At 47.9% G+C, this 24,391-nt stretch carries 21 protein-coding genes and 1 pseudogene; 7 read left to right on the top strand and 15 right to left on the bottom strand.

Annotation, left to right across the window (positions count from 1 at the left end; genetic code table 11):
- Positions 1–120: 120 nt before the first annotated feature.
- Positions 121–849, bottom strand: a complete 729-nt coding sequence (cmoA, locus tag PUN32_RS04550; RefSeq protein WP_274721982.1) for a carboxy-S-adenosyl-L-methionine synthase CmoA — start codon at positions 847–849, stop codon at positions 121–123.
- A gap of 423 nt (positions 850–1,272) precedes the next feature.
- On the opposite strand from cmoA, the gene aspS reads away from it, so the two are divergent.
- Entirely contained in the window at positions 1,273–3,045 is a 1,773-nt protein-coding gene (gene aspS, locus PUN32_RS04545) for an aspartate--tRNA ligase (RefSeq protein ID WP_274721981.1), read from the top strand.
- A 258-nt stretch (positions 3,046–3,303) separates the two neighbouring features.
- The gene (locus PUN32_RS04540; RefSeq protein ID WP_274721980.1) at positions 3,304–3,882 is read left to right on the top strand and encodes a thymidine kinase; all 579 of its coding nucleotides are present in this window, start codon (positions 3,304–3,306) and stop codon (positions 3,880–3,882) included.
- Between the two features lie 148 nt (positions 3,883–4,030).
- On the opposite strand, the gene PUN32_RS04535 is transcribed toward PUN32_RS04540, so the two are convergent.
- The 7 genes and pseudogenes from PUN32_RS04535 to PUN32_RS04505 form a co-directional block, all read right to left on the bottom strand.
- Positions 4,031–5,302 (bottom strand): dicarboxylate/amino acid:cation symporter, encoded by a 1,272-nt coding sequence (locus PUN32_RS04535; protein ID WP_406707961.1) that lies wholly within the window; start codon positions 5,300–5,302, stop codon positions 4,031–4,033.
- 301 nt (positions 5,303–5,603) lie between these two features.
- On the bottom strand, positions 5,604–6,419 hold the full coding sequence (gene trpA / locus PUN32_RS04530) for a tryptophan synthase subunit alpha (protein ID WP_274721979.1): 816 nt from the start codon (positions 6,417–6,419) through the stop codon (positions 5,604–5,606).
- A complete protein-coding gene (gene trpB, locus PUN32_RS04525) occupies positions 6,419–7,609 on the bottom strand; it encodes a tryptophan synthase subunit beta (protein ID WP_274721978.1) in 1,191 nt (396 codons plus the stop codon). Before trpB ends, trpA begins: the two co-directional genes overlap by 1 nt.
- A gap of 40 nt (positions 7,610–7,649) precedes the next feature.
- Positions 7,650–9,059, bottom strand: coding sequence for a bifunctional indole-3-glycerol-phosphate synthase TrpC/phosphoribosylanthranilate isomerase TrpF (gene trpCF / locus PUN32_RS04520; RefSeq protein WP_274721977.1), 1,410 nt, complete (start codon positions 9,057–9,059; stop codon positions 7,650–7,652).
- Between the two features lie 5 nt (positions 9,060–9,064).
- Positions 9,065–10,063, bottom strand: coding sequence for an anthranilate phosphoribosyltransferase (gene trpD, locus PUN32_RS04515; RefSeq protein WP_274721976.1), 999 nt, complete (start codon positions 10,061–10,063; stop codon positions 9,065–9,067).
- A 20-nt stretch (positions 10,064–10,083) separates the two neighbouring features.
- A complete protein-coding gene (locus tag PUN32_RS04510; protein ID WP_274721975.1) occupies positions 10,084–10,689 on the bottom strand; it encodes an aminodeoxychorismate/anthranilate synthase component II in 606 nt (201 codons plus the stop codon).
- Between the two features lie 99 nt (positions 10,690–10,788).
- Positions 10,789–12,348 (bottom strand): annotated as a pseudogene (locus PUN32_RS04505) (anthranilate synthase component 1); the annotation flags it as partial.
- Between the two features lie 213 nt (positions 12,349–12,561).
- Between PUN32_RS04505 and rnm the strand changes: the two are divergent.
- The 3 genes from rnm to rluB all read left to right on the top strand — a co-directional run bounded on the left by rnm (position 12,562) and on the right by rluB (position 15,200).
- The gene (gene rnm / locus PUN32_RS04500; RefSeq protein ID WP_274721974.1) at positions 12,562–13,485 is read left to right on the top strand and encodes an RNase RNM; all 924 of its coding nucleotides are present in this window, start codon (positions 12,562–12,564) and stop codon (positions 13,483–13,485) included.
- A complete protein-coding gene (locus PUN32_RS04495) occupies positions 13,482–14,102 on the top strand; it encodes an L-threonylcarbamoyladenylate synthase (RefSeq protein ID WP_274721973.1) in 621 nt (206 codons plus the stop codon). Before rnm ends, PUN32_RS04495 begins: the two co-directional genes overlap by 4 nt.
- Positions 14,103–14,234: 132 nt before the next feature.
- A complete protein-coding gene (gene rluB / locus PUN32_RS04490) occupies positions 14,235–15,200 on the top strand; it encodes a 23S rRNA pseudouridine(2605) synthase RluB (protein ID WP_274721972.1) in 966 nt (321 codons plus the stop codon).
- Between the two features lie 81 nt (positions 15,201–15,281).
- Here rluB and PUN32_RS04485 read toward each other — a convergent pair whose 3' ends face one another.
- The 3 genes from PUN32_RS04485 to PUN32_RS04475 all read right to left on the bottom strand — a co-directional run bounded on the left by PUN32_RS04485 (position 15,282) and on the right by PUN32_RS04475 (position 17,415).
- Entirely contained in the window at positions 15,282–15,857 is a 576-nt protein-coding gene (locus PUN32_RS04485; protein WP_274721971.1) for a nucleoside triphosphate pyrophosphohydrolase family protein, read from the bottom strand.
- Between the two features lie 195 nt (positions 15,858–16,052).
- Complete coding sequence (locus PUN32_RS04480) at positions 16,053–16,403, bottom strand: DUF2750 domain-containing protein (RefSeq protein ID WP_274721970.1); 351 nt, start codon at positions 16,401–16,403, stop codon at positions 16,053–16,055.
- Between the two features lie 115 nt (positions 16,404–16,518).
- A complete protein-coding gene (locus PUN32_RS04475; protein WP_274721969.1) occupies positions 16,519–17,415 on the bottom strand; it encodes a DUF3943 domain-containing protein in 897 nt (298 codons plus the stop codon).
- Positions 17,416–17,590: 175 nt separating this feature from the next.
- On the opposite strand from PUN32_RS04475, the gene PUN32_RS04470 reads away from it, so the two are divergent.
- Complete coding sequence (locus PUN32_RS04470) at positions 17,591–18,826, top strand: CinA family nicotinamide mononucleotide deamidase-related protein (protein WP_274721968.1); 1,236 nt, start codon at positions 17,591–17,593, stop codon at positions 18,824–18,826.
- 133 nt (positions 18,827–18,959) lie between these two features.
- Positions 18,960–19,214 (top strand): hypothetical protein, encoded by a 255-nt coding sequence (locus PUN32_RS04465; RefSeq protein ID WP_274721967.1) that lies wholly within the window; start codon positions 18,960–18,962, stop codon positions 19,212–19,214.
- Here the strand turns inward: PUN32_RS04465 and yfaE are convergent.
- From yfaE to ubiG, 4 genes are all read right to left on the bottom strand, one after another.
- On the bottom strand, positions 19,211–19,489 hold the full coding sequence (gene yfaE / locus PUN32_RS04460; RefSeq protein WP_274721966.1) for a class I ribonucleotide reductase maintenance protein YfaE: 279 nt from the start codon (positions 19,487–19,489) through the stop codon (positions 19,211–19,213). The genes PUN32_RS04465 and yfaE overlap by 4 nt on opposite strands.
- Positions 19,489–20,622 (bottom strand): class Ia ribonucleoside-diphosphate reductase subunit beta, encoded by a 1,134-nt coding sequence (gene nrdB / locus PUN32_RS04455; RefSeq protein ID WP_274721965.1) that lies wholly within the window; start codon positions 20,620–20,622, stop codon positions 19,489–19,491. Before nrdB ends, yfaE begins: the two co-directional genes overlap by 1 nt.
- Positions 20,623–20,699: 77 nt before the next feature.
- On the bottom strand, positions 20,700–22,982 hold the full coding sequence (nrdA, locus tag PUN32_RS04450) for a class 1a ribonucleoside-diphosphate reductase subunit alpha (protein ID WP_274721964.1): 2,283 nt from the start codon (positions 22,980–22,982) through the stop codon (positions 20,700–20,702).
- Between the two features lie 447 nt (positions 22,983–23,429).
- Complete coding sequence (ubiG, locus tag PUN32_RS04445; protein ID WP_166013104.1) at positions 23,430–24,152, bottom strand: bifunctional 2-polyprenyl-6-hydroxyphenol methylase/3-demethylubiquinol 3-O-methyltransferase UbiG; 723 nt, start codon at positions 24,150–24,152, stop codon at positions 23,430–23,432.
- Positions 24,153–24,391: the final 239 nt, after the last annotated feature.

Raw genomic sequence — 24,391 nt, 5'->3', positions numbered from 1 at the left:
TTGAAGCAGCGGTGTTGGCTAGGTTGGTTCACCCCAATCACATAGTTTGTCTATGCGCATCGGGACTCACTCACTTGCCGCCTGCCTGCAACTCCAAGTGGTTTGGGTATAACGATGGCACTATTTAATGGCAAACATCGAACCAAAGTTAAAACACTGAAACCAGACTTCAAAGCTGGAGAAACCCAATTTAGCCAAGCGTTGTTTATGGGTCTGGATCGAATCTGGACGCATCACATTTTCAATCGCGCTGCGTTTTTGGCTAATTTCTAACTCGCTGTAACCGTTGGCGCGCTTGAAATCGTGGTGCAAATCAATCAATAGTTCATGCGCTTCTTGATCGGTGAACACAAATTTTTCTGACAAGATCAAAATACCGCCAGGGCGCAATCCGGCATAAATTTTTTCAAGTAGCGCGTAACGATCATCTGCGGCCAGAAACTGTAAGGTAAAGTTCAGCACCACCACCGAGGCATTTTCAATCGTAATATCGCGAATATCCGCCTTAATCACCTGCACCGGAGTGTCTGAGCGATAAGCATTGAGGTGGCGTTGACAGCGTTCTACCATCGCCGCCGAGTTATCGACCGCAATAATTTGGCAGCCTTCTTGGTGAATATGGCGACGCATAGAAAGCGTGGCCGCACCGAGTGAACAGCCCAAATCATAAATTTGCGAATGCGGCTTAACAAAGCGTTCAGCCAGCATACCAATCGCAGAAATAATGTTGCTGTAGCCTGGAACCGAGCGTTGGATCATATCCGGAAAGACTTCGGCGACCCGCTCGTCAAAGGTGAAATCGCCAATCTTATCGATTGGAGCAGAAAACAGCGTATCTTTGGGATTCATGCCGACCTCATTACAGCGTCTAAACCTGTGCCAACGCAGCAGGAACAATAAAAGGCGCGTATTTTATGCAAAATTGCCGCGCCTGTCATTACGCATCTTTATTTAGCCAGAAATCTCGCCAACCCAGCCAGAGGGAAAACCCTTTGCCTCAATCCTCTGCACGAGAGTTTTGAAGAATCATTGATTTTAGCGCTATAATCAGCGGCTATTTTCCCTTCCGATCCGCGTTTACGGTTTCGTTGGCGGCATTATTGCTTTAAAAAGCAGCAAGGGATAAGAAAAGACAATAAATTGTACGCTGGAAGGTCGATCTTAGATCCCTTTCGGCGTATAAATGGACCTTTGCTGAAATGGTCGTCTGTCAAGCACAGCATGGCTTTTTCGGGTTAGATTTGATGACTAATTGAAATTGGGAAATTCACTATGCGTAGCCATTATTGTGGTCACCTGAACAAGTCCTTGGTAGGACAAACTGTAGAACTGTGCGGTTGGGTTAATCGCCGCCGTGATTTAGGCGGTCTGATCTTCATTGATATGCGAGATCGCGAAGGTATTGTTCAGGTCGTAGTGGATCCCGATATGGCGGATGTATTTGCCGTTGCTAACCAATTGCGTGGTGAATTTTGTATCAAATTGACGGGTGAAGTGCGCGCTCGTCCTGAAAGCCAAATTAATCAAGATATGGCAACCGGTGAAGTAGAACTATTGGCACGTAGCCTTGAGATCATTAACCGCTCAGAGGTGCTACCGCTCGATTTCAATCAAAAGAACTCTGAAGAGCAGCGCCTTAAGTACCGTTACTTGGATCTGCGTCGCCCTGAGATGAGTGATCGCATCAAACTGCGTGCCAAAGCCTCAAGCTTTGTGCGCCGTTTCCTTGATAACCACAATTTTCTGGATATCGAAACGCCAGTATTGACCAAAGCGACCCCAGAAGGCGCGCGTGATTACTTAGTGCCGAGCCGGGTACACAAAGGCAGTTTCTATGCCTTGCCACAATCGCCACAGCTGTTTAAGCAGTTGCTGATGATGTCGGGCTTCGATCGTTACTACCAAATCGTCAAATGTTTCCGTGACGAAGATTTGCGTGCTGACCGTCAACCTGAATTTACTCAGATCGATATTGAAACCTCATTCATGAGCGCTGAGCAAGTGCGTGCTGTGACCGAGCAGATGATCCGTGAAATGTGGCTTGAACTGCTCAATGTTGATCTCGGCGATTTCCCAATCATGCCGTACAGCGAAGCGATGCGTCGTTTTGGCTCTGACAAACCGGATCTGCGTAACCCGATGGAACTGGTGGATGTGGCTGATTTGCTGAAAGAGGTTGAGTTTAAAGTCTTCTCTGCTCCGGCTAACGATCCTAAAGGTCGCGTGGCGGCACTGCGTATCCCGGGTGGTGCAGCGCTGACTCGTAAGCAAATTGATGAGTACACCGCATTTGTCGCTATCTATGGCGCGAAAGGCTTGGCATGGTTGAAAGTCAATGATCTGGCGGCTGGTATGGAAGGGATTCAATCGCCAGTGGCGAAATTCCTCACCGCAGAGATCATCCAAGCCATCATCGAGCGCACTCAAGCGCAAACCGGCGATATTATTCTATTTGGTGCTGATTCTGCCAAAGTGGTGGCGGAAGCGCTCGGCGCACTGCGTTTGAAAGCTGGTAAAGAGTTGGGTATCACCAATGAATCGGCTTGGGCACCACTGTGGGTAGTTGATTTCCCAATGTTTGAAGGTGATGACCAAGGTAATATGGCGGCCATGCACCACCCATTCACTTCGCCACTCAACTTAACACCTGAGCAGTTGAAAGCTAACCCAGAAGAGGCGCTGTCCAACGCTTATGATATGGTGTTAAACGGCTATGAAGTCGGTGGTGGCTCGGTGCGTATCCATAATGCAGACATGCAAGCCGCGGTATTTGATATTTTGGGTATTACACCAGAAGAGCAAACCCTCAAGTTTGGCTTCCTACTGGATGCGCTGAAGTTTGGTACTCCACCACATGCCGGTCTGGCCTTTGGTCTGGATCGTCTGGTGATGCTATTGTGTGGCACCGAAAATATCCGTGATGTTATCGCGTTCCCGAAAACCACGGCTGCCGCTTGTTTGATGACCGATGCACCGAGTGTGGCTAATCCTGCGGCATTGGAAGAGTTAGCGATTGCGGTTAAGCTGGCCAAAGACAACGCGTAAGCAACGCCTTGCGAAGGGTGGCATTAGCCACCCTTTTTTATACTCTTCCTACTTGAAGTTGCAGTGGTGTTGGCTACGTTCGCTCACCCCAATCGCATAGTTTATCTATGCTGATGTGGAATCGCTTACTTGCCGCCTACCTGCAACATCAAGTCGTTTGAGTAGTTGTCACCGATTTCACTTTATGTAAGTCGGTGGCCGATTGACCTGCGCAGCACGATAGCGCAGAGAGTAAGATGTTAAGACAGGATTTTTGCTTTGGCTCAGATGTATTTTTATTACTCGGCAATGAACGCGGGTAAATCAACCACCTTATTGCAGTCGGCGTTTAACTACCAAGAGCGCGGCATGAACCCATTGATTTTTACCGCGGCGATTGATGATCGGTTTGGGATTGGTAAAGTGAGTTCTCGAATTGGGCTGGAAGCCGAAGCCCAGCTTTTCCAAGCCGACACCGATCTTTTCCAAGTGATTTCTCAGTTACACCAAATCGAGCCGCGCCATTGTGTGTTAATGGATGAGTGCCAATTTCTCTCGAAACAGCAAGTTTACCAATTGACCGAAGTGGTGGATAAATTGGATATTCCGGTGCTGTGTTATGGCTTGCGCACCGATTTTCTTGGCGAGTTGTTTGAAGGCAGCCAATATCTGCTGGCATGGGCAGATAAATTGATCGAGCTGAAAACCATCTGTCATTGTGGTCGTAAAGCCAATATGGTGATCCGCACTGATCAAGATGGCAAAGCGATTAGTGAAGGGGATCAAGTCGCGATTGGTGGCAATGATAAATATCTATCTGCTTGCCGTCTGCACTATAAGCAAGCATTAGGCCGTTGATTTTATAGCCTTAAAACCTTAAAAAGCCAGACAAGAGTCTGGCTTTTTCTATTGCAATATTTTATCGCTAGCTTAATGAAGTGCAGCCCAACTGAAGGGACAATCGATAGTTAAGTTGCACATGCATCGCTAAATTTCACATCAATAATTAAGCTTCGCGATTTTGGTATTCAGTGCTTGGCTCTTCTTCGATGATGGCATCCACAATCACCGCACAAGCCGCATCACCCGTGATATTGAGTGCAGTACGGATCATGTCGAAGATACGGTCGAGAGCGAACAGCAGTGGTAGACCTTCAATCGGAATACCAGCGGCTAAGAGTACCGCAACCACCAAGAATGATGGCCCAGGAACGCCGGCTTGACCTACTGCACCTAATGTTGCGGTGACGATGATCGCGATGTAAGCACCAATGCCTAAATCAATATTGAACAATTGAGCAAAGAAAATTGCGACTAAGCCGTAGTAAATCGCGTTGCCCGACATGTTGATGGTCGCACCCAATGGCAGTACAAAGGACGCGGTGGAGTTACGTACTCCGAGTTCATTTTTCACTGTATCCATAGTGACTGGCAGAGTCGCCATCGATGATGCGGTTGACAGCGCAACCGCTTGTGGTTTTTTCATCGCTTGGAGGAATTTTTTCGCCGACGTTTTGCTAAACAATTGGATCATCAGTGGGTAAGCCACAAAGCCGAAAATAGCAATCGCTGCGACATAAACCACAAACAGTTTGAACACCACCATGAGCGCGCTGAAACCGAAAGTGCCGACCGCATCGGCCATTAGACCAAATACACCAATCGGTGCAATGATCATGACTTTATTGATCATCCATACCATCGCATCAACCACAGTGTTCACTGCGTTGAGTACCGGTTCGCGTTTTTCTTTGGCTTGCTTAGATAGTGCAATACCCAAAAACAGGCAGAAGACTAAGATTTGCAGGATATTGGCTTCATTGAGTGATTGGAACACGTTGGTTGGGATCATACCAATCACGGTCGCCCAGAAAGTGGGCAGCTCACCTTGGGCGGCGTATTCGGCAGAAAACATGCTTTCCACCCCAGATACATCAATACCTACGCCAGGTTGGAACAGTTCACCCATCACTAGGGCGAGCGCAACGGCGGCGGCTGAGGTGAAGGCAAAATAACTTAAGGTAACGGCACCCACTTTGCCTGCCGCATGGCTATCACCTAGTCCAGCTGCGCCAGAAATCAGCGCGACAGCAACTAAAGGGATAACCAGCATTTTGATCAGATTAATAAAAATTGCGCCTAAGGGAGCAAACAAGGTTGCTTCGTGACCCATGGCCGCGCCGACCACGGTACCGACGAGCATGGCGATGACAACTTGTACGCCGATGTTGTTTAGTAAATTCTTTGTGTTTAACACTTCCGTAACCTCTGTGCTAATTAATTATACATTCCTAGTATTGACCACTAGTGTTATGTCGCTAAATGGGCAAAAATTTTGCTCTTGTTTTTTACACTCAATATTTACATTTGGCAATAAGTGCCGCGAGTGATTTGTCTGTCGTCGAGTAAAAAGCGAGAGATTTAGCGTTTTATAAGCAAGGTAAACGTTTGCTATTGACTTGTGAGGTGGTTTTTGATGCGCTTGGTGGATGACGAATTGTTAATGAAATGATGCGGCGTATCAGGGCGACACGCCGCAAAAGATGGTGGTGCAAATCATTAAGCGTTGTCGAGCAGGCTTAGCTTAGCGATAGATAGGTAGCCTGTTTCATCGCTTGGGTAAAGTGTGCTAATTCGACTAATTGTTGGCTTGGATTATCTAAATGGTGGGCAATGATTTTCACCACCGCCGATCCAGATATCGCTCCCGCAGCACCTGCCTCAAGCGCTTGCTTGACTTGTGCTGGCTCCGATATACCAAAGCCCAGTAGTGCGGGTGGCGCAGCAAATTGTTGTAAACGCTCCAGCATGGTGTGAACCGGCATATTGGCTTTGGTTTCTGCTCCGGTCACGCCGGAGCGCGACAGCAAATAAGTGTAACCTTTACCCAGTTGCGCTACGGCTTGTAGGGTTGCATCACTGGCGGTGGGGGGAGCAATAAAGATCGGCTGGATGCCAAACTTCTCTGCGGCGGCGACGAACGGCTGACTTTCATTGGTGGGTACATCGGCAATCAGCACTGAATCCACCCCAGCTTTTTGGCAACGCTGATAAAAATTTTCGATACCACGGGCGTAGACCAAATTGGCATACATCAATAACCCAATCGGTGTCTCAGGGTTACGAGCGCGGATTTGTGCAATCAGCTCAAAGCAGACATCAGGCGTAGTATTGGCGGCTAGTGCGCGTAAGTTGGCCCCTTGGATCGTCGGACCATCTGCCAACGGATCGGAAAATGGCATGCCAAGTTCAAGTGCATCGGCTCCCGAATCGATCAGGGTTTGCATAATCGCCAGTGATTGCGCAGGGTTAGGATCACCAATGGTGACAAAGGGGACAAACGCGCCTTGCTGCGCGGCTGCTAGACGTTGGAATAGGGCTTGGTAACGGTTCATTACAGTGCTCCTCGCTCTTCAAGTAATTTATGTACGGTGAAGATATCTTTATCGCCACGCCCCGATAGGTTAACCACTAACAATTGCTCTTTATCTGGCTCGGCATAGGCCATTTTAATTGCATAGGCTAAAGCGTGAGAGGATTCTAGTGCTGGGATAATGCCTTCTCGGCGTGCCAAAACTTGGAAAGCGTCGAGCGCTTGATCATCGGTAATACTGTCATATTCGGCGCGGCCGATCGCGTGTAGGTGAGCATGTTGCGGGCCGACTGATGGGAAATCGAGTCCAGCCGAGATCGAGTAAGACTCTTCAATTTGCCCATCACTATCTTGCATTAAGGGAGCTTTCATACCAAAGAAAATGCCGGTTTTACCATGTTTGAGTGGTGCACCATGCTGATGGGTTTCGATCCCTTTGCCTGCTGGTTCTATTCCAATTAAACGTACCGATTTTTCTTCGATGAAATCAGCAAACATGCCAATTGCGTTAGAGCCACCACCGACACAGGCGATCACCGCATCGGGCAAACGACCTTCCCGAGCGAGGATCTGATGTTTGGTCTCTTCACCAATCATGCGCTGAAATTCACGCACGATAGTGGGGAATGGGTGCGGTCCCGCTGCAGTGCCAAGCAGATAATGTGCGGTTTGGTAGCTAGCTGACCAGTCACGCAGTGCTTCGTTACAGGCATCTTTTAGCGTGGCAGAGCCGGAATGCACCGGGATCACGGTTGCGCCCATCAAACGCATCCGAAACACATTTGGACTTTGGCGCTCCACATCTTTGGCACCCATGTAAATTCGACATTTTAAACCGAGTAAGGCGCAAGCTAAGGCGGTGGCAACCCCATGTTGGCCAGCTCCTGTTTCGGCGATGATTTCATCTTTACCCATGCGCTTAGCCAACAAAGCTTGACCGAGAACTTGGTTGGTTTTGTGCGCGCCGCCGTGTAGCAAATCTTCGCGCTTTAAATAGAGTTTGGTCTTGGTACCTTGGGTAATATTGCGAGTGAGGGTTAGCGCCGTCGGCCGTCCCGCGTACTCTTGCAGTAGCGCCATAAACTCAGCGCGAAAGTTTTCATCTTGCTGGGCATCAATAAAGGCTTGTTCCAACTGATCGAGCGCTGGAACCAAAATCTGTGGTACAAACTGTCCACCAAATTCGCCAAAATAGGCGTTTAACTTAGCCATGCTTACATTCCTTTTTTATGCATGTTGCCATGCTGATCATCTAATAATTCCGTAACTGTTGAAAAACCTGTTGCAGCTTGTTGGCATCTTTTTGGCCGGGAGCGCTTTCTACCCCAGAATTAAAATCCAGCCCACGGCAGCCAAGTTGTGCTGCTTGAGCAACATTCTCAGCACTCAAACCACCAGCGAGCATCAGGTCGTGATGTTGAGGCAGTAAACGCCAATCAAAACTGTGCCCTGTACCGCCGCTTTGCGCGCCGATTTGGGCATCGAGCAGATGACGGTCGATCGATTCTGTGAGTAACTGAGGCAAAGTATCACTGACCCCATACGCTTTCCAAATTTCAATCGAAGCGGGCAGGGTAGCACGCAGTTCGCGCACATATTGTGCATTTTCCTCACCGTGCAGTTGCACCGCAAATAAGCCAAGTTGGCTCGCGATATCAGCGACTTGTGCCGCGGGATGATTTTGAAACACCCCTACATAGTGTAGTGGTGCACCGCACATCGTCAGTCGAGCCTGTGCGACATCGACAACGCGTTTGGACTGCTCAACAAAAATCAATCCGCCAAACACGGCACCAGCTTGGTAAGCTTTAGCTGCATCATTCGCACGAGTGAGGCCACACACTTTATGTTCACCGAGCACTATTTTACGCACCGCCAGTTCAAGATTCGCTTGCGCCATTAGCGAGCTGCCAATCAAGAAACCATGGGCAAATGTCGCTAAATCACGCACCTGTTGATGAGTGTAAATGCCTGATTCAGAAATGATGATAGTTCCGGCTGGAATGAGCGGAGCCAACTGCTTGGTGCGATTCAGATCTGTGCTTAAATCACGCAGATTACGGTTATTAATGCCGATGACTTTCGCGTTTAGAGCGAGCGCGCGATTCAGTTCTTGTTGGTTACTGACTTCGGTGAGCACTCCCATACCCAGATCGTGGGCCACCGCCGCCAGTTGACGATATTGATCATCATTGAGTACCGACAACATCAGCAAAATCGCATCCGCTTGATAATGGCGCGCCAAATACACCTGATATGGATCAAGCATAAAATCTTTGCACAATACGGGTTGGCTAACTTGGGCACGCACTTGGGGCAAAAATTCAAAACGACCTTGGAAATACTTCTCATCGGTGAGGACAGAAATGGCGTCAGCGTACTTGTCATACACGCAAGCTATTTCATCTAGATCAAAATTAGCTCGGATCAGCCCTTTTGAGGGTGAGGCTTTCTTGCATTCGAGAATGAATACGGTGTTATCACCGCTCAAGGCTTGATAAAAATCACGATCTGAGCGAGTTAATAATGGATGAAAACTAGCCAGAGGTTGTTTGGCTTTGCGCTCTGCAATCCATTGGTATTTGTCGTTAACAATTTTGACCAGCACTTGCGCCATTTGCGCGGTGTGTTGGGAAATATGCTCAGATAATTGTTCGGACATGCTGTTTAACCTCGTTGTGCTAACTGCTGAACTAAAGCGTACGCTTGGCCCGATTTCATCACCGCTAGTGCTTGCTCGGTATTGGCCTTGAGATCGGGTTGGCCACATAAATGCAGTAGCAGCGCTACATTGACGGCTACCGCGGCCATCTGCGCGTCACTGCCATTACCGGTTAGAATTTGGCTGATGATGGCACGATTTTCAGCGGGGCCTCCACCACGAATCGCATCTAATGGGTAGTGGTTAACGCCAAAATCTTGTGGGGTGAGTGTGTACTCAATCAATTGGCCCTGCTGAAGCTCTATCACTTGGGTTGTTCCATGAATCGCCACTTCATCTAATCCTGAACCATGTACCACGGCGGCGCGCTGCAAGCCCATATGTAGCATGGTTTGTGCAATCGGACGCAGCAATTCAGGACTGTACACACCCATTAATTGAATGTTGGGGCGAGCAGGGTTAATCAGTGGGCCTAAGATATTGAAAATAGTTCGAGTTTTCATGCTTTGGCGCACTGGCATCGCATGGCGCACGCCACTATGGTAGTGAGGAGCAAATAAAAAGGCCACTCCGAGATCGTCCAATGCTTGACGTGACTGCTCGGCACTCATGGTAAGGTTGATGCCAAATGCGCTGAGCAAATCAGACGATCCGGATTGGCTTGATACACCGCGGTTGCCGTGCTTGACGACTTTCACGCCGCAGGCTGCGGCAACAAACGCCGCGGAGGTTGAGATGTTAATGGTGTTTGAGCCATCACCGCCAGTGCCGACAATATCGGCAATATCGTATGTTGGGCGTGGGAATGGATTGGCGTTAGCCAGTAGCGCTTTGGCCGCTCCGGCAATTTCATCCGGTGTCTCACCTTTGATTTTCAGCGCGGTCAGCGCGGCGGCCATTAACATTGGATCGATTTCACCACGAATAATTAGGTCGAAAAGCTGTTGGCTTTCGAGTTGGCTTAGCCCTTGTTGCTGATACAGTTTGTCCATTATGTTATGCATAACATTCTCTCCCTGTGCGGTTATGCGAATTGAGTGTCGAGCCGTGGGGCAGAGCATGCCCAGCCAAGCACGTTAGCCAGTAACGCGGCACCGTGGGTGGTCATGATCGATTCCGGATGAAATTGTAAGCCACATACTTTGTCGGTTTCATGCACCACTGACATCACTAAACCGTCGACTTGTGCGGTAATCGTCAGCGCACTGGGTACTTGGGTGGCGACTAACGAGTGGTAGCGTGCAATCGCCAGCGGTGAAGGCAGGCCGCGATAAATGGCGTGATTTTGGTGCTCCATCATCGACACTTTTCCGTGCACGATGTCACCTGCACCCGCCACCACACCGCCGTAGGCTTCGACAATCGCTTGATGACCTAAACAGATGCCAATCAGTGGCACGCGACCTTTTAAGCGTTGCAATAGCTCGGGCATGCAACCTGCGTCAGAGGGGGCTCCGGGGCCCGGGGAGAGCACCACAATTGGCTGCTCTAACTGTGCTAATGCTTGCTCAATTACCTCGACCGCGATGTGATTGCGATAAATCGTCACTGTGTGGCCGAGCGAGCGAAATTGATCGACCAAGTTGTAAGTGAAAGAATCAAAATTATCGATAAACAGAATATTAGCCATGAGCGCTCCTTAATTTGCACCGATAGTCTGATGTGCACTGATAGTTTGGTGTGTAGCGATCGTTTGATTTGAACTAATCGTTTGAGTTGAACGGTTCGCTTGGTGTGCATCGACTATCGCAGAGATCACCGCTTGTGCCTTACTGCGTGTTTCATCGGCTTCTGCTTGTGGATCGGAGTCGTAGACCACTCCAGCACCGGCTTGTACTTGGGCGATGCCATTTTCAACATAAGCCGAGCGGATCACGATACAGGTATCCAGATCGCCCTCGCCAGTTAGGTAACCAACTGCGCCGCCGTAGCTGCCGCGGCGAGTTTGTTCGACATCACGGATCAACTGCATGGCACGAATTTTTGGTGCGCCAGTCAAGGTGCCCATATTCATACAAGCTTGGTAAGCGTGCAGCGCATCGAGATCGGTACGTAATTGCCCAACCACGCGTGACACCAGATGCATCACATGGCTGTAGCGATCGACTTGCAGTAAGTCGGCGACATGGCGGGTTCCGGCTTGACTGATACGTGCCACATCATTACGCGCCAAATCAACCAGCATCATGTGTTCGGCGTTCTCTTTTTTATCACTGCGCAGTTCCAGCTCCATGCGGCTATCGAGATCAAAATCAAGGCTACCATCGGCTCGTTTGCCACGCCGGCGGGTGCCTGCAATCGGGTAGATTTCCACTTGATTGGTGTGCCGCTCATATTTCAGTGCACTTTCCGGTGATGCTCCAAACAGCGTAAATTTTTGATCCTGCATATAAAACATATAAGGGCTAGGATTGCTTTGTTTGAGGCGTTGATAAGCGGCCAGTGGTGAAGGACAAGGTAGCTGAAAGCGGCGTGATGGCACCACTTGGAACACATCACCAGATACGACGTATTGTTTAAGCGAGCGCACCAGCGCACAAAATTCGTCATCACTGATATTGCTAGTCACGGTGACATCGGTGAGTGGCTCAGCGAGCGGTAATGGCAGAGTTTGATGAGCTTGAGCGCGAATCTCACGCATACGACTTTTTAGCTGGCTATGTAGGCCAACGCTGGGCTGAAATTGAGTGGCTTGTAGCTGGCAAGTTTGCCGTTGATGATCGATCACCATCAAGGTTTCCGCCACATAAAAAACGGCATCAGGGCACTGATTATTCGCAGGTACAGTGCCTAGCGGCTCAAAATTGGCGACCAAATCGTAGGCAAATAAGCCACCGAGAAACAGCGCAAATTTATGTTGTCCGGTGAGATCAAAACTGTGCTGCACTAAACGCAAGGCATCAAACGAAGAGGCTTCGCGCAAGCGTGCATCTTCATCTAGCCCATCACAGGGGGCGCTAAAGGTTAAGGTGAGCTTGGCTTGCTCTATTTGGTGTACCACGTTCTCGGTAAGATTGGCGGTAATAATCTTTAGTAGCGCTTGCCCGTTTGCGCTCAGTGCATGATAGGTCACTTGATGGCCTTGGCACACGATCCGTACCGCTGCATCAATCAGCAGTAAGCTTTTTAGGTTTTGCTTGGAGTCAATTTCCGCGGATTCCAGCAGTAGGCAATCACTGCGATCAGCGCAAAGTGCGTAAAATAGCGCGGTCGGATCTTGTGTATAAGGCAGTTCACTATACAGCACCTCAAGCGGCGCAGTTTGATGGATATTGATGGCCTTATTCATAAGATCTCCTTAAACATGATTCGACGTGGTGATGCAATCAGTATCAATAAAAAGCCGACTATCGGCTGCCACTCGTGCTGGCGTGAAATTGGCTTTATGGTTTGGGTTAAATTCTTGTAACATAGCCAATCTGAATCAAGCGCCTTGCATTTGTGTACTAGTAAACTAGTGCGAGATTAAAAAGTCAAGCCTAAAAATCAAGCAAATATAAATATGAGAATAGATCTGCACAGTCACACCACCGCTTCTGATGGGCGGTTTACCTATCAGCAATTGATTGATCGCGCGATCAGCTTTGAGATTAATGTATTAGCGATCACCGACCACGATACCGTGGCGGCTTTGGGTGATGCGCGTGCTTACATTGATCAGCAGCAATATCCACTACAATTGATTGATGGAATTGAGATATCGACCGTTTGGCAAAATAAAGATATTCATATTGTCGGTTTAAACATCGATCCTAATAGTGCGGCATTACAGCATTTAATTGCCGAGCAACAACAGCGGCGTATTGAACGTGGTGAATTGATGGCGCACCGTTTGCAAAAAGCCACGCGTGAAGGGGTATTAACCGAGGTGCAGCAGATTGCGGCTGGCGCGCCGTTAACTCGAGCACACTTTGCCAAATGGCTGGTGGATAATGGTTATGCAGCAAATATGCAGCAAGTGTTTAAAAAATTTCTCACCCGAGATAATCCCGGTTATGTGCCGCCGAACTGGTGTTCGATGAGTGAAGCGGTAAGGGCTATTCATGCCGCAGGTGGCCAAGCGGTATTAGCGCATCCTGGACGATATGACTTGACGGCTAAATGGCTTAAGCGCTTAATGAGCGCATTTGTGGAAGCCGGTGGTGATGCCATTGAAGTGGCTCAACCGCAGCAGTCGCCACAGGAAAGACGTATGTTGGGTGACTATGCGCGCGAATACCAATTGCTTGCCTCACAAGGCAGCGATTTTCACTATCCTTCACCTTGGATGGAGTTGGGGCGCAATCTTTGGTTACCAGCTGCGGTTGAACCGGTATGGAAAGATTGGTATTTAGCAGCAGAGCATTCATCTCTCAGCCCGTTATCTGCAAGCCCTTTATCTCTAAGCGATAGAGTCGAGAGACTCAATGAAGAGGAACAACCATGAGTCAGTATTTTTACGTTCATCCTGAAAATCCCCAAGTTCGTTTGATCCAACAAGCGGTGGCGATCATTCGCAATGGTGGATTGGTCGTCTATCCGACCGATTCTGGTTACGCGCTCGGTTGCCAGTTAGAAAATAAACATGGCATGGAGCGTATTTGCCAGATCCGTCGTTTGGATGATAAGCACAACTTTACTTTATTATGCCGTGATTTGTCGCAGCTATCTCAATATGCCCGAGTTGATAATGCTGCGTTTCGGTTACTGAAAAATAATACGCCGGGGCCTTACACGTTTATTTTTAAAGGCAGCAAAGAAGTGCCTCGGCGTTTGATGAATGAAAAGCGTAAAACCATTGGTATTCGGGTACCGGATAATCAAATCGCATTGGATTTGCTCGAAGCATTAGGTGAGCCGTTAATGTCGACTTCGCTGATTTTACCTGGCAACGATTTTACGGAATCGGATCCCGATGAAATCCGCGATCATTTAGAACATGCGGTCGATGTGATCCTCAATGGCGGTTACTTGGGCCAGCAACCCACCACAGTCATTGATTTCAGTGATGATGAAGTGGCGGTGGCGCGGATCGGCTCTGGTGATCCTAGCCCCTTTCAATAGTGGAATGATCCGGTTGCGCTGCACTGACAAAACGGATGCTTTTATCGATAAAATTTGCGATACTACGCGACCGCGATTTTAACATCGCAACCCGTCATTCGACGTCTGAGAAGACGACACATAGGTAGATAAATGAGCGAAAAGTTACAGAAAGTTTTAGCACGTGCTGGTCATGGTTCTCGTCGTGAGCTTGAAGCTCTGATCCGAGCTGGGCGCGTAAGTGTTAATGGCAAGGTAGCTGTACTGGGTGAACGCCTAGAAGATGAGATTGCGGTCGTGCGCATCGATGGACACGTGGTATCGGCTAAAGCACCAGAAGAGGTGATTTGCCGAGTTTTGGCTTACTATAAGCCAGAAGGTGAACTGTGTACCCGTCATGATCCAGAAGGTCGTCGCACCGTATTTGACCGTCTGCCGAAAATTCGTGGCTCACGTTGGATCTCAGTTGGCCGTTTGGATGCGAACACCTCCGGTTTGTTGCTGTTTACCACTGATGGTGAATTAGCGAACCGTTTGATGCACCCAAGTCGTCAGGTTGAGCGTGAATATTTAGTGCGCGTATTTGGCGATGTCAACGAAGAAAAAGTGCGTAACCTGGTTCGCGGTGTGCAGCTCGAAGATGGTATGGCGCGTTTTGAAGATGTTATGTATGCCGGTGGTGAAGGCATCAACCATACTTTCTATGTAGTGATTAACGAAGGTCGTAACCGTGAAGTTCGCCGTTTATGGGAATCGCAGGGTACTACGGTAAGTCGCCTCAAGCGTGTGCGTTACGGTGACATCTTTTTGGATAAAAAACTGCCACGTGGTGGTTGGATGGAGCTCGATCTCAAGCAAGTCAATTACCTGCGCGAGTTAGTTGAACTGCGTCCAGAGAAAGAAACGGTGTTGAACTTAGCACCAGATGCCGCCACTCGTAAGCGTGAGCGTACCCGTAGCCAAAAAATTCGTCGTGCCGTGCGTCGTCACGAAGAGAGAATTACTGCAACTCCAGGGCGTAGTGGTAAAGCGGCTGCGCGCCGTAAGCCGGGAGGTGAGTCAAGTTCACGTAATAAAGCGGCCAATCAGCAGCAGAATACGCGTAAACCTCGCGGCTAATTATCGCTAGGATGCTTTCGAACCGTAAGCCAGTCAAATTGACTGGCTTTTTGCTGGCGGTTTTCTATGTTTCGCTTGCTCTTATTGAGTTAATTCAACCAAGTTCGCCGGACGATAGTAAACCGATTTTAGGACTTTGCCTTGACGAACGGTTTTTGACGCAGAGATAAAGTCTTGTGCGCATTTGGCAATAATATACTCCCCTTGCTGCACCGCCATCAGCTTAATACCTTGCTCGGCATAGAATTGTTCGGTCTCTAAATATTCCTGCTGGTTGCGGCATACTTTGCTCATGTTTGAACTATGTACTTCATCCCAGCAAGCTAAAAACGCAATATTTAAATTATCCGCAACATGCAACAACAAATCGATCAAATAACTGATGGCGAGATTGTCTTCAATTTTGGCTTGCCCTAAATGCACTAAGCGTCCCATCAGTACGTACACAGTATCGACAATTGCATCTGCTTGTTCGGTTTTATTATCTGCTTGAGCAAGCTCGGTCAACTCTTCAATGGCTAACGACGTGTGCAAAGTATCGGCTTGCGAGTTTAAAGTGTGTGGTGCGGCAACCGGCAGATCAAAGGTTTGGCGAAATTGATGAATGTCACGGTACAGGTGGTCGAAGATCTCTTGCGTCAGCTTAGTTAATTGCATGCTTGCGTTCCAGATGGTATTTAACAGGGCTGCAAGTGTAACAAAGCTGGTGTCGTCGGGCTATGGCAGTGGTGAGATTGCTGGGGGAGGGATGACAAAAAGGCGCGAAAACGCGCCTTGTATGGTTCGATTATTGTTCGATGGTTACGTGGGTTGATGTGTACACTAAGACTGAGCAATCCAGTCAATCATCGATTAAAGGTAGAGTTTTGCCAGTTGAGCTGGCTCTAATTCTTTACCTTCGAGGCTAGCATTCCAGTTCGGGCCAACTAACACACCATCTTCATCGAGGGTGATTAACCAATCTTCCACAAACACATCAAACGGGATTTCAACGACTTCAAAGTCCGCCCATTCTTCCACGTTGTGAATTTGTGCATCAGCTTTGGATGACCAAAAAGGCATCACTTCACTTTCTGCAAATTCTGTTGATTCACAAGAGAGCCAGCCTTCTTCGTTACGTAATCCCCAAACCAATTGGTTTACTTGGGTTTCTTCAATAAACAGCGCTAAATTCGCGTCGATATCTGCCGTTAATTTGCTCATTTTGTTCTCTCGCAGTAGATAATGTGGTAAGGGTAGCACTTTCATTGCACAATGCCCATGCTGATCGCAGTGCTGGTCATAAAAAGGCGACACCTTGTATCGCCGTTTTAAGCGATTAGAAGGTAATTTTGACGTTTAACCCGTAGTACTGTGAGTCGTAGTTTGCGCCGGCATCCATCGCATACTTTGCCGCTTCTGGGTTGTTGGCCCAAGGGTTGCTTTGGAAAGAGACATCGGCCGAACCACCCCAAGCATCGCTCACCCAGCCATGAATATGACCGATCGGATTGAGGAAAAACAGCGTAACATCACCGGCTGCGTTTGAACCCATGACTTGGCCGCCATTGGCCACAATATTTTGTTCGGCATCAAACATCAGTTCGCCAACCACTGCTCCAAAAAATGGGGTGATAAAAATATCTTGCCATGACGGGATTTCGGCAAATGATTCAACCCCATATTCCCAGAAGAAGGTCGACATGGTGGCTGAGTAAAGGAAAGACTCAAACTCATTAAATCCAGCATGACGTGCAGCAGTGTAATAAACCCCACCGAAATAAGGGTGCATAATGTAGTTCAGAAAATGCTCGTCACGATCCCAAGTTGGGCCAGAAGTGACGTTATCTTTCCATTTTTTACCAAGGTTGCTCAGTTTGCGATCATCTGCATCCCATTTGGTGATCGATTCCGGGAGCAGTGTCATCAACCCTGCGGTCATGACACTTAGGCCTAAAATGGTATAGGTTTGACCTGTGAGATAATCCCAGTCCCGGCTGTCTTGCACCAGTAAATATTTAGGCAGTGGATCATCTAACCTTAGTGTTGAAGCATCGTTAACACTCAAAGAAAAAGCAGGGTTGAGCGAATCGGTATAATAATTGCTTGAGTAGCAGTTGCTCTGTTCACAGCCCAATTGGTAGGCAAAATCAGATTGGAAGTTCACATCTTGTTGTGCGTTTACGCAGGCGGAAAATGTCAACAACATCATGGGTGTGATGTTTTTCTTGAGCACAGATGTCTCCAGTTATAGGTGATAGGTCGATCAGGGTCACAATTATCCATAAAATTGATCAACAAGAAAACCGCTAATTAACGGTTGTACGAAATTGCTTGATCAATAACATTTTCTTGTCGATTGGCTTATTCTTGGTCAATAGAAATGCAGTATTTACATCAGGATGGCAAATATGTTGAAAATAATCATGCTCAGTACCGGTGAAGAGGTTTTACACGGTGATATTGTCGACTCGAATGCTGCTTGGTTAGCGCGTGAGTTTTATCAGCATGGCTTTCCTCTGTATAAACGTTCTACGGTTGGTGATGCACTATCGGCGTTGGTGGAAGAGTTAATGATGCTGAGTTTTAACGCGGATGTGGTGATCGTCAATGGTGGGTTAGGCCCAACCAGTGATGACATTACCGCTCAAGCCGCGGCCCAAGCGGCTGAGCAGCCGTTACAGCTCAGTCACGATTGGCTGGGTCAACTTGAGCAGTTTTTTGCCAACCGCGGTCAAAGCATGCCGCAAAGTAATCGTAAACAGGCGATGTTACCGGCCAACGCTGAGATCATTGCTAACCCGATTGGTACCGCATGTGGTTTTAAAATGTCGCTTAATGATTGTTGGTTCTATTTTACCCCTGGGGTACCGCAAGAGTTTTACCGTATGGTCAGTGAGCAAATTTTGCCTGATCTGCAGCAGCGATTTCCTTGTGTGCCCGTGCAGTGCAGCCGGCTTTATACGTTCGGTTCATCCGAGTCTTCGATCGCAGACAAGCTGGATAAAATCCAGTTACCGGCCGGTTACCATTTAGGTTACCGCTCATATTTGCCATTTATTGAAGTTAAACTATTTGGCCCCAAGTCCGATCCACAACGGCGTTTAAGTTTGCTGAAGATCTTGCATGCTCATTTAGAGCAGCATGTGGTGAGTGTGGATGAGCCAATGCTGGCCAACCTTGGTGATATGATGGCGGAAAAAGGCTTATCGCTGGCATTGGCCGAGCAAGCGACTCAAGGCTGGCTGTCACATTGGCTGCTCAGTGAGCCACGGATAGAAGCATTAGCCGGACATTCATGGGTGCTGAGTCATCGAGTTGCCACTGAGCTGGCTCAACAAGAGCCTCTTGCCGCGGCGTTTGCCTTAGCCGGCGCGACGAAAGATAAATGCGGCACACAAATGGCCTTAGTCACCGGAACACTCAAGCAAGGAGAGGTTTCGGTTGCACTTTCCACCCCGAATGGGGAATGGGGGCAAACCGTCAAATTGGTCGGCCATTTGAGCCAAGCAGAGCAAAAAGAGTGGATTGCGACGCTGGCGGCTGACATGTTGCTGCGTTATCTCACTGGCCGGCCAATGTTTATTGAGTACAGTGGTGTTCAGCGGGTGAAAGAAATGTATTTGCCCAATAGTGCACTGCAATAAATAGGATGGAATCAAAACTGAGTGGTTGAGTGAGGGATGAGTATAGAGGTGTTGTCTCAAAATAGATCCGTTACAGTTGGTGTTGATGAACTACACTCCATTAAGGACCCAACAGTGGCGGCAGGAGGCTGACATGTTTCATCACTCAAAAATCTTGGTATGGTACAAAATTGCCAGCCAAAAAATGGTATTGGGAGAGGTTTATAGCAACGCAACGGAGGATGTGGTTGCGTTGTGGCTACACGCGCCAACTCAATTTGATCATACGAGTAATCAAGGTTATTGGTTATCGCTGTTGGATGATGGCGGTCGTGAAATTGGTCATAAATGGGTATCCATGCGTACAGCGGATGCGATGTTGGGTGGTGTGAAGCTAGCCAGAGCTTAAGCTCTGGCTAAATTGCGTTGATAAACGACTTGTTCTAATTCTAGTGGCGTTTTTGCACGGCAAATGCAAGGTAGTATCTCATTGGCTTGAGTATAAGCCATCGCAAAACCAACATACTCGACCTCACCAGCGACTAACTGGCAACGACAGGCACCGCAGTGCCCATCGCGACAATTGTATTCTGGTGCCAACCCTGCCTGTTCCATACTCTCAAGTAAAGTAAGACTCGGAGTCGCTTCAATGGTCAGCAGTTTGTTGATTTTAATCGCGGCCATTACAGTTCAAAGCCCTTAAAGTCATCGCTGCTGACTTCGTTATCGATCTGACCGACAAGGTAAGAGCTGATCTCGGCCTCTTGCGGTGCAACTTGCACGTTATCAGAGGAGAGCCAAGCATTGATCCATGGAATTGGGTTATTGATCGCGCTTGGGTAAGCAGGCTCTAAACCAACCGCTTGCATACGTATATTGGTGATGTACTCCACGTACTGACACAGAATATCTTTATTGAGGCCAATCATTGAGCCGTCTTTAAACAGATACTCTGCCCACTCTTTCTCCTGCTCGGCGGCTTCTTTGAACAGATCAAAACTCTGTTGTTTACACTCTTCAGCGATGTGTAGGAAAGTAAAGTCATCCATTCCATTACGTAGCAGATTGATCATGTGCTGAGTACCAGTAAGATGCAGCGCTTCATCACGGGCAATCAATTTGATGATTTTTGCATTACCTTCCATCAACTCACGCTCGGCAAATGCAAACGAGCAGGCAAAGCTGACGTAGAAACGGATCGCTTCTAACGCGTTGACGGACATCAAGCACAGATAGAGTTTTTTCTTGAGCTCGCGCAACGACACGTCAACGCTTGCGCCGTTGACCTGATGCTGACCTTCACCAAAACGGTGGTAGTCATTGGTCAGTTGGATCAAATCATCATAATAGTGGGCGATATCTTGGGCACGCTTGATGATGTGTTCGTTTTCAACGATATCGTCAAACACCACCGCCGGATCATTAACGATATTACGGATAATATGAGTGTACGAACGTGAGTGAATCGTTTCCGAGAATGACCAAGTTTCAATCCATGTTTCTAGCTCTGGCAGTGAGACCAGTGGTAGTAGCGCGACGTTTGGGCTACGGCCTTGAATCGAATCGAGCAGGGTTTGGTATTTCAGGTTCGAGATAAAAATGTGCTTTTCATGATCAGGGAGCTTGCCATAATCGATGCGATCGCTTGAGACATCAACTTCCTCTGGACGCCAGAAAAAACTGAGCTGTTTTTCGATCAGCTTTTCGAAAATTTCGTATTTTTGTTGGTCATAACGCGCCACGTTAACCGGTTGACCAAGAAACATCGGTTCTTTTAATTGGTCATTCTTTTTCTGGGTAAAAGTACTGTAAGCCATGGTTGCCTTCATCCGTTTGGCCTCTTGCTTAAGCAAGAGGCATGCAAATCAAAGAGTATTATCTGGTGCTTATAAGCTTAGATCTTACACGCGCCGCTTTCACAATCGTCTTCTGATACTTTGACGCTTTCCGTCTGCTCATCTTTCGCACCATCGCGCGTGTTATGGTAGTACAGCGTTTTTACCCCAAACTTGTAGGCGGTCAGCAGATCTTGCAACAGTTTTTTCATTGGCACTTTGCCTGAATCATACTGGCTTGGATCGTAGTTGGTATTGGCAGAAATCGCTTGGTCAACGAACTTTTGCATAATGCCGACTAAGTGCAGATAGCCATCGTTTGAACCGATGTTCCACAGCAGTTCATAGTTGTCTTTTAAGCGGGTAAATTCTGGCACCACTTGCTTAAGAATGCCATCTTTTGATGCTTTGACCGAGACATAACCCCGTGGTGGCTCAATCCCATTGGTAGCATTAGAGATTTGCGATGAAGTTTCTGATGGCATCAGCGCAGTTAAGGTTGAGTTACGCAAACCATGTTGCATGATCTCGTGACGCAGTTTATCCCAGTCATAATGCAGTGGTTCATCACACACCAAATCGATATCTTTTTTGTAGGTATCGATTGGCATCAAACCTTTAGCGTAGTTGGTTTGATCAAACTGCGGGCAGCGACCTTGCTCTTGCGCCAATTTCATGGAAGCGCGCAGTAGATGATACTGCATGGCTTCAAAGGTGCGGTGAGTCAGTGCATTGGCACTGCCATCAGAGTATTTCACGCCATGTTTAGCTAAGTAATAAGCGTAGTTGATCACACCCACACCAAGGGTACGACGGTTCATTGAAGAACGACGCGCAGCCGGTAGTGGATAATCTTGGTAATCGAGCAGGGCATCGAGCGCACGCACCACCAGATCCGATAACTCTTCGAAATCATCCAGTGACTGAATTGCGCCTAAGTTAAACGCAGAAAGGGTACACAGGGCAATTTCACCGCTTTCATCTTCCACGTTTTCCAGCGGTGAGGTTGGCAGTGCAATCTCCAGACATAAGTTAGATTGACGAACTGGCGCCACGGCCGCATCAAATGGGCTATGTGTATTACAGTGGTCAACGTGTTGGATGTAGATACGGCCAGTAGACGCTCGCTCTTGCATCAGCAATGTGAAGATTTCCAGCGCCTTAACGGTTTTCTTCTTAATGCTAGGATCGTTTTCGTAGCGTACGTATAGACGTTCAAACTCCGCTTGATCTTGGAAGAAAGCATCGTACAGTCCTGGCACATCCGAAGGGGAGAACAGGGTAATGTTGCCACCTTCAACTAGGCGCTGATACATCAGTTTGTTGAGTTGTACCCCATAGTCCATATGACGAACTCGGTTTTCTTCTACACCTCGGTTGTTCTTTAGTACCAGCAGAGATTCGGCTTCTCCGTGCCACAGTGGGTAGAACACTGTCGCAGCACCACCGCGTACACCACCTTGCGAGCAGCACTTCACTGCTGTTTGGAAGTATTTGTAGAAGGGGATACAACCGGTGTGGAATGCTTCACCACCACGAATTTCCGAACCGAGTGCGCGAATGCGTCCCGCGTTGATGCCAATTCCGGCGCGTTGCGATACGTAGCGTACAATCGAGCTGGCGGTGGCATTGATCGAGTCGAGGCTGTCACCACATTCAATCAGCACGCAAGAGCTAAATTGACGAGTTGGAGTCCGTACGCCGGACATGATGGGTGTCGGCAGGGAGATCTTAAAGGTTGACGTCGCATCGTAGAAACGTTTGATGTAGTCAAGGCGTGTCTCTTTTGGATACTTAGCAAACAGGCAAGCCGCTACCAGAATATACAGGAACTGGGCACTTTCGTAGATTTGTCCGGTAACCCGGTTTTGTACGAAATATTTTCCTTCCAACTGTTTTACCGCGCCGTAAGAGAAATCCAGATCACGGCGATGGTCGATAAACAGATCCATCTGCATCAATTCTTCACGGCTATAGTCTTGCAGTAAATGTCGGTCGTATTTGCCCTTTTCGATCATTTTTGTCACATGATCAAACAGAGCTGGCGGTTCGTATTGGCCATAGGCTTTTTTACGCAAGTGGAAAACTGCAAGACGTGCCGCAAGATATTGATAATCTGGTGTCTCTTCGGAAATCAGATCGGCCGCCGATTTAATGATCGTCTCATGGATGTCAGACGTGGTAATGCCATCATAGAACTGAATATGAGCGCGCAGTTCTACCTGTGAAACGGAGACATTGTGTAGGCCTTCAGCGGCCCAAGTGATCACGCGGTGGATCTTGTCGAGATCAATACTTTCTTTGCGGCCATCACGCTTGGTGACAGTAAGTTGTTGGTTCATTCTGCTTCATTTTCCTAACAAAACTGATTAAAGCCGTATTTTGGTATAATTCTAGTAAATGGAATCACGGCTTATGTGATCAAGCTCGCTCTACTTATAGAGTTGGAAACACTATATGTAGGGGCTGTTTGGTGTTCGAGTTACAAGATAGTGCTATGGGCAGGCTATTGCAAGTGACAGTTCAAGGACAGATTGTGGATAAGTGGCAAAATTTAAAAAATCAGTTAGTGCTCGCTTACTGATGATCAAAGGGTAGAGTTGATTGTGAAAAATCGGCGTTTGCACATTGCTTTCTTGGTAACCAGTAACGAAAAAAAATCTCTTGATCTTTAAGCAAAAACTGATCTTAAAAATGGATCGTTTAAAATGGAATCAGCCTAATGCAGCTGCGGCTAAAAAAGCGCGCAATCGGGTGGTGTTGCGCCGCTTTTTAGCGTGCCGGGTCGATTAAACAAGAGTCGTATAGACGATGTAATTGACATCGACATTTGAACCTAAGCGATAAGTATTGCTCAGTGGATTGTAGTGTAAACCAATCATTCCTTGTTCTTGCAGAGCCGTTTGGTCGATCATCTTCATCAGCTCGGATGGGCGGATGAATTTGCTGTGGTCATGAGTGCCAGCGGGAACGATTTTTAACAGCTGCTCTGCACCGACGATCGCGAATAAATAGGACTTAATATTGCGATTGAGGGTTGAGAAAAACACATGGCCGCCGGGTTTGACCAGCTTGGCACACGCTTGAATCACCGAAAGTGGATCGGGTACATGTTCTAACATCTCCATGCAGGTGATCACATCATAGGTGTGCGCATGGGTCAGCGCATGCTGCTCGACGGTACTCTGGATATAGCTTAAAACGACGCCCGTTTCCAAAGCATGTAAACGAGCGACTTCTAACGGCTCTTTACCCATATCCAGTCCTGTGACTTGTGCGCCTTCCCGCGCCATACTTTCGGCTAAAATGCCGCCGCCACAGCCGACGTCCAATACGGTTTTGCCAAATAGGCCATTGGCCTTTTCCAACACATAGTTGAGACGGAGTGGGTTAATTTGATGCAATGGTTTAAATTCGCCCTCAAGATCCCACCAACGGGATGCCATATCCTCGAATTTTTTTATTTCATTAAGATCGACATTATGTGCAGCAACGATCGGTGTGGTAGTCATCTGGTATCGCCTGTATTACGCATCCGAGAGTAGGGTACTTATTATAGCGCGCTGAATAAATCGCACCAGTTGAGATACTGCTCTTGAGAATGATCGTTTAAAAAACAACCATCTAACGTTGCCAATCGTAAGGAATGTGTAAATTGTCGGCACTTAAGACGCAACCAAGGTCACAACCTGATAAAAGGTCAGGGAAAGTAATGCCGAAGCGGCGAAACATGTGTTATATTTTTTCACCT

It is taken from the genome of Vibrio chanodichtyis, from assembly GCF_028863985.1.
GTDB classification, from domain to species: Bacteria; Pseudomonadota; Gammaproteobacteria; order Enterobacterales; family Vibrionaceae; genus Vibrio; species Vibrio chanodichtyis.
The sequence above is the reverse complement of the archived record's forward strand: the minus strand, read 5'-3'. Positions and strand labels throughout refer to the sequence as shown.